This is a genomic window from uncultured Microscilla sp. (genome assembly GCF_947493425.1).
Taxonomy (GTDB): Bacteria; Bacteroidota; Bacteroidia; order Cytophagales; family Microscillaceae; genus Microscilla.
This window is the reverse complement of sequence record NZ_CANLRP010000275.1, coordinates 1-6,883: the sequence shown is the minus strand read 5'-3', so window position 1 is coordinate 6,883 and position 6,883 is coordinate 1. Positions and strand designations below refer to the sequence as shown.

The following is a 6,883-nucleotide window of genomic DNA, read 5'->3' as shown; positions in this document are numbered from 1 at the left end:
GTCAGTAGACCATAGTCACTTCGCCTTCATTCGTAATTTGTAATTGACTAATTCGTAATTGAATATTAGTCCAGAGTTGGTAGTCGGTAGACGATAGTTTTTTAGCGTCGCTTTGCGCCAATTCGTAATTTAGTCCAGAGTCGGGAGTCAGTAGACCATAGTCACTTCGCCTTCATTCGTAATTTGTAATTGACTAATTCGTAATTGAATATTAGTCCAGAGTCGGGAGTCAGTAGACCATAGTTTTTTAGCGTCGCTTTGCGCCAATTCGTAATTCGTAATTAAATCATTCGTAATTAACTACGCTTGCGCCAATTCGTAATTCGTAATTAAATCATTCGTAATTAACTACGCTTGCGCCCATTCGTAATTCGTAATTGACCAATTCGTAATTAAAAAGCTTTACGCTCATTCGTAATTAACTCACGTTTCATTGAAAGAAATATCACCCGTTTTTTCGTTGCGTCGCCCCTTGCCTCGTCCCATCCACTTTTCTTTGTCGGCCATACGTACAATGGCGGGGGTAAACTTACCTACTACTTTTACCAGTGCTTGCTGCATTTGCATTACTTCATCAATATTTTTATAGGCCATAGGAGCCTCGTCAAGGTCGCCCCCAATTAAAGTTACCCCGTTTTGCTTGAGTACCCGTTGTACATCGTCTTCGTCGAGGGTTTTCTTGGCTTGGTTGCGCGAAAGTTGTCTGCCTGCCCCGTGCGATGCCGAAAAAACTGCCTCTGCTTTGCCTTTGCCCTGTACCAAATACCCTGGGGCAGTCATAGACCCCGGTATAATGCCCCATTCGTTTTCGTGGGCGGGGGTAGCACCTTTGCGGTGAACAATTACTTCGGTACCATCGGCGAGTTGTTCACGCCAGGCAAAGTTATGGTGGTTTTCTATCATTTTCAGGGGTTGGGTTTCCAACGATTGCGCCATTTTTTGATGAATGTGGTGGTGGTTTGCCGAGGCATACTCGCCCGCCAGGTGCATGCCAATCCAGTATTCCTGCCCCTCTTGGGTGTTGAGGTCGAGCCAGGCAAGGTGACGGGCGTGTTTGGGTAACTTGGTTTTTTCCATGGCAATGTTGGTATAATGCCCGGCAATGTTTGCCCCAAACCCCCGTGACCCCGAATGCGACAACAAGGCAAGGTACTGTCCTTTGGGCAAGCCCAACTCGGAGTTGTCTTCCAGTATGTCTATAGTACCCCATTCTACAAAGTGGTTGCCCGTGCCCGAACTACCAATTTGCTGAATGGCTTTGCGCTTTAGATCACGTATTACTTTGGTTTCTCTCCAGACAGGTTTATCAAATAGATCGTCGTGCATGGGCTTTTCAAAGCCTTTACCCGTGCCAAAGCAAGTATTTTTGAGCAAAAGGTTTTTCAAGTGATTACGCTTTTTACTCAGGTAATCTGCCTCTAACTCAAACACTGATAAACACATGCGGCAGGCAATGTCTACCCCTACTGCATAGGGTATTACCCGGTCGTGTTGGGTGGCAAGCACCCCGCCAATGGGCAAGCCATAGCCTTGGTGGGCATCGGGCATGAGGGCACCCGCCAACGAAATGGGCAGTTGCATTGCTGTGTCCATCTGCTTGAGCGCTCCTGTTTCTATTTTTTCTTTGCCAAACACAGGGTAAGACAAAGGTTCGGGCTTGAGCTCGTATTGAGCTTCGTTTTGCCGTTTGAGGTCATTGGCAGGTTGGTGTTCTTTTACCTTTTGGGCAAGCACATCAAAAGGAGGCTCAGTATAATTATCGGGGTGATCGAGCAGGTCTTGCAACAAGGGCAAGAGTTCTTCTTTGCTCGATTGTTTTTGTCCGATCAACTTATTGGCAATTTTCCCGGCAAGTTTGAGCAGGGGTATTTCGTAATAGCCAATTTTCTTTAAATCCTGATTTCTGAGTTTGGTTCTTCTCACGTAATCTAATGGTTAAAATGTTGTATTGCCCAATGGCTGGGGTTTGCGCCACGGGCAAGCCTAAGTTAGTAAAATTGTGGGGGATGAGCAAGTTTGACAGGGTTGCCCTCATGGCAATCGCAAGAAAAACTTAGGCTCACTTTTTCATTGCCTCTTGCCCAAATTTGTAAGATTTAGGGTGATGCTAATTAAGCATTTACAAAGTAAGTATGTGCTTTTGGCCCACTCTTTTAGTTTTAGCTCTTCGATTGATTCATTTTAAGCCAATAGCACCTTTATTAAGTAATCTTCATCCCAACCTGCCTTTTTTCTTTTGACTTTGATTCCTCTTTTTACAGATTTTTCTGCTTTTAGCTTGTTAAGGGCTATCCTTCTGAGTATAGATAAGTTTTCAGGTGCATTCCCCTTTCTCACACAAGAATCATCCTCTCTAAAAGCCACATCCAACACCCAGTGTAGCTTTGTCTCTACTCCCCAATGCTTACGAACACTATCATTCACCCTTTGAGCATCAGGAATTAAACTGGAAATGTAATAGCGAGTTTCACGATGATGTGTCCCTTTCTTTTTTCCGTCTTTGTAGTAAATGTGGCTTTCTATACAAATGATACTTTTGAGTTCCCTCCACTCTGAAACTCTATCTGCTAACAACCAGTCTGAGGCTTTGGCTACCCAACAACTACGCGTCTCGAGGCGTCCATGACCCACGTCTTTTTGCTCATCAAATAAACTACTTGATTTAGCCGTAAAAACTCCGAATGCTTCGCTAACCTCTTGGTATAAATTACCCTGGTTGCCTTTAAGGGCTAATAAATAATCAGCCTCCTTGCCTATAATCTGAGAGGCAATTGCTTTTTGGGTGCCCATAGCATCAATAGTAATCAAAGCACCTTCTATATCTAAAACCTTGAGCAACTCGGGAATTGCTGTAATTTCATTAGACTTTTCTGATACTTTGTGTTGAGCTAACACTAAATCATAGGCATTAGACCAAGCACTCACTAACCAAATCGGTTGAGTGGCTGACTTGGTTTCATAGGAGTGACGAATTTGCTTGCCATCTATACTAATCACATCATCATAGCTATTGCAAATCCTAGTAAACCAATGACTAAAATACTCCTCAAAGCAAGATGAATCAAGCAAGCCTAACACACGACCAAAAGTGTCGTGGGAAGGTATGCCGTTAGGTAGTTCAAAATTTTTACGTAAAAATGCTTCTTTACTGTAGGCGAACTCCTCTATTTCAGTAAAGCCTTCTGCTCCACAAATAACGGCAAGTAAGCTAATACCAATGATGTCAATAAATAAATGTAAACAACCACGAGGCGAACGAGGGTCTTCTAAGCTACAAAAGTGCTCACGAAGGTCGGTGATAAGGGCAGTTTCACGTGATTCCATCAACAAAAATAGTAGTAATTATATCAGGTAAAAGGTTTTACATACACTTTTTATTTCTTGCGATTGCCATGGGGTTGCCCTGGTTTTATTCGCAAATATGATAAAAACACATCGCTAAGTGGTTAATTTTGAGATAATTGACTATATTGATCCTTATCTAAAATGATGGTTACACCAAATAAATCCTTTGAAGCTATGGAGTTATTGTATGTTTGGATTGATAAGTATAAGAATATTAAAGAACAGGGTTTTTGTTTTAGTGGGGAGTATGATATTGTGTATACGCCCAAAGACAACACGCTCAAAATTGATAAACGAGAGGATTATGTTGAAGGCTTTTGGGGTGAGCGAACTGTTAAGGATAAAGAGGGAAAAGAAAAGAATGTTGGTATTACGAATTTAACGGCTATTGTGGGGGAAAATGGGGCTGGGAAGAGTACGTTACTAGATTTTTTAATGAAGCGCACTAACAAAGAAAAACAAGAGGTATCAGCACTGTTTGTGTGGAAAGAAGATACAGAAAAATATATCACGATTAAAGCTGCACATACAAAGAGTAAAAGTATAACGCCTGATCCTCAGAATCATAAAGATATTGAATATAAACTATCTACTTTCGATGATTTTCTAACTCATTTTTTATGGGTTCACTACAGTATTTTTTTTGATCCGTTCCAAAAGTCCAGTCATACAGCTCCAAAAAACCAAGAGTATTTATCAACTAATAGTCTAATCTGTCATGATTATGGAAATCTTCCTAGTCAATTCCTATACGGCAATGTGCTATCTACGCACCGCATAAAAGAAAGACAAAGAGAAGTTTCTTCAGTATATTTTTTTGAGGATAAGAATATTCTCACTTTCGATATGCCTCAATATTTGCAAGTAAGTATAATCTCTGTCGATGAATACCCACAAGTAGACAAAAAGACTCCTTACAGACAGCAACTTGATGACACAGAAAGGTTTGTCAAACCTACAAATAAAGAAGAACAAATGTTTCAGAGCTTTTGGGAAGCTGCACTAGATAGTTTTTTATATAATAATCATCAGCGTGCCGACTATAAAAAAGAAGCAGGAAGCCTTTATAAAGATGAAGAACCTTATCAAATAATAGAAGACATTCTTAAGAAAACACTTCTCGATGATAAAAAGGGAAAGGGAATACAAGACATCAAGTCTTTTTTTGAACTTATCTCTAAGCAAGAAAATGTAAACGTCAGTTTCCGGGTTGGACAAGCCAAGTCTCTTTTGAAAGTTGAAGAATACTTGAAAAAAGCTGATATATCTGGAGAAAAAATTAAAGGCATACCATCAACTAGAAAGTTTGTATTTGATAGAAAAAAACATCGTTTCCTAAAAGACTTTATGTCAGCGTATAACAATTCCATTGGCTGGTTTATGGGATACTTAAGTTTTAATTGGGCACATACAACGGACCCTTCTTTTTTTAGTTCAGGAGAACAAACTCTACTTACACTTATCTCTAGAATAGAGGGTGTATTTAAAAATCAAAAACTAAGAAAACTTCAACATTGCGTCCTATTAATCGACGAAGGCGAGCTCACCCTACACCCTGAATGGCAACGAAAGTTTGTTGATATATTAGTAAGCCTGTTAAACACTCTGGCAAAAGATAAAGGCAAAACAGTTCAAGTTATCCTCGCCACCCACTCCCCGCTTATACTTTCAGACATACCTAAAAATAATGTGATTTTTTTGAAGAAGTGGAACAAAAAAAGAGACGAAGAAGAGCATGGCAATCAAAATATAGAAGAAGGTAATTGTTATGTGGTGCCGCAAGAAGATACACCACAAACCTTTGGGGCAAATATTCATACTTTGTTGGCTGATTCGTTTTTTTTGCAAGGTAGTTTGATGGGAGAATATGCTAAAAACAAAATCAATGAGATTATTGGACAGTTAAACAAATCACATAAACCTGATGAAGAAAAACCTGACCTTGAAGGTTTGGAAAAACACATTGAAATGGTAGGCGAACCTCTTCTAAAAATGCAATTAGAAAAAAAGCTAACACGTTTCAAGGAACAACAAACAGAAGATACTCCTGACCAAATAAAACGACAAATAGAAAAATTACAGAAAAAACTCAATAAAATGGAAGGAGGGCAAGATGATTAGTATTAGACATCCAAAGCTTAAACAGTTTGCAGAAGAGCATACAAACGCTGTTATACGTTTTTTAGCATCCAATGACAACAAAACTAGAAGAGGTAACATCAACTCTTGGATAAAAAGTGTTTGGAATAACAAATATTCATTTGAGGATATTCTTACTGCATCACCAACCCAACTTAAATCTATTAAAACAGAATATGATAAATTACCGAGTAGTGTAAAAAAACTACCTAAGAAAAAGAAGAAAAACAAAGTATCAAATAACCTTCGGTACATTACAAATATTTATGGCTATTTCGCTAACTCTGGCTCTTCAACATCTTTAAAAGATTCTCAAAACAAAAAGTACACAAGCTATGACTTAGTAGAGAAACTTGAGTTATCCGTATGCCCTTATTGTAATAGACATTACATTTTTAATATTCCTAATGATCATCGTAGAACTTGCGAAATTGACCACTTCTACAGCAAAAGCGATTACCCGTTTTTTGCTATGTCATTTTATAATCTAATCCCTTGCTGTAAAACTTGTAACCATAAAAAAGAAGACAAAGATGCTGCAAAGCTATTTAACCCATATCTAAGCAAGCCACTCGCACAGAAGGCAATTAATATAGGCATTGATATTACCAAAGATAATTTTGCCAGAGATAACAATAATTTTAATGTATTAGTGACTGCTACCGATGATAGATTAGAAGAGAATATAAAAGCTTTTAATCTTCAAAAACTCTATTCTCAACACAAAGATATTATCAAAGAACTTTTGCTTAAGGTACAAATGTATAACAAAGATTTTCTAAAAGGCATACTTGAAGATTTTGGCAAAGGAGGTGAAAAAAATGAACTATTTACCAACCCACAAGAAATGCTTGTTTTGTTATTAGGCAACTACTTTCAAAACAAAGATTTGGCTAAACGTCCTTTATCAAAACTAACTCAAGATATTGGTAGGGAAATTATAGATCGTTTGTTATCAGACCTTGACACGATTAAGTAAATATCCCATTGTTTTAAGCTCTAGACAATGCGCCACTAATAATCGCAGAACAACCTGCTACGCTCGTTTTTCGGAATACTTAGAAGTACCCTCAGGTACTAGAATCGGGGTCGGTTGTTAAAAGGCTTTCAGGTCTCCTAAAAGAAGACTTAAAAGAGCAAGGACTAGCCCATGGCTGGTCACTTTGAATGAAATTTACTACGCTAGGGCAACCATAAAGGATTGCCCCTACAAAAGGCATTTGAATAGGGTTTGACGCTGCTCTTACGCCGTTGCTTGTGTCTTCACAAGCAACCAAATAGTCCAACCTTCCTTGAGTAGCAAAAACGCTCAAAATACTACGCGGCGCCAGGCAATGAAATTTACTACGCTAGGGCAACCATAAAGGATTGCCCCTACAAAAGGCGTTTGAATGGGGTT

4 protein-coding genes are annotated in these 6,883 nt (G+C 39.0%); 2 read left to right on the top strand and 2 right to left on the bottom strand.

Annotated elements, in window-relative coordinates; all coding sequences use genetic code 11:
- Positions 1-423: 423 nt before the first annotated feature.
- Both Q0954_RS32165 and Q0954_RS32160 read right to left on the bottom strand, forming a co-directional pair.
- A complete protein-coding gene (locus tag Q0954_RS32165) occupies positions 424-1,923 on the bottom strand; it encodes an RtcB family protein (RefSeq protein ID WP_299465533.1) in 1,500 nt (499 codons plus the stop codon).
- A 258-nt stretch (positions 1,924-2,181) separates the two neighbouring features.
- Positions 2,182-3,324, bottom strand: coding sequence for an ISAs1 family transposase (locus Q0954_RS32160; protein ID WP_299465530.1), 1,143 nt, complete (start codon positions 3,322-3,324; stop codon positions 2,182-2,184).
- Between the two features lie 162 nt (positions 3,325-3,486).
- On the opposite strand from Q0954_RS32160, the gene Q0954_RS32155 reads away from it, so the two are divergent.
- Together Q0954_RS32155 and Q0954_RS32150 are read left to right on the top strand one after the other, a co-directional pair.
- The gene (locus tag Q0954_RS32155) at positions 3,487-5,466 is read left to right on the top strand and encodes an AAA family ATPase (protein WP_299465527.1); all 1,980 of its coding nucleotides are present in this window, start codon (positions 3,487-3,489) and stop codon (positions 5,464-5,466) included.
- Positions 5,459-6,463, top strand: a complete 1,005-nt coding sequence (locus Q0954_RS32150; RefSeq protein WP_299465524.1) for an HNH endonuclease — start codon at positions 5,459-5,461, stop codon at positions 6,461-6,463. The genes Q0954_RS32155 and Q0954_RS32150 overlap by 8 nt, the downstream gene beginning before the upstream one ends.
- The last annotated feature ends 420 nt before the right edge of the window (positions 6,464-6,883 follow it).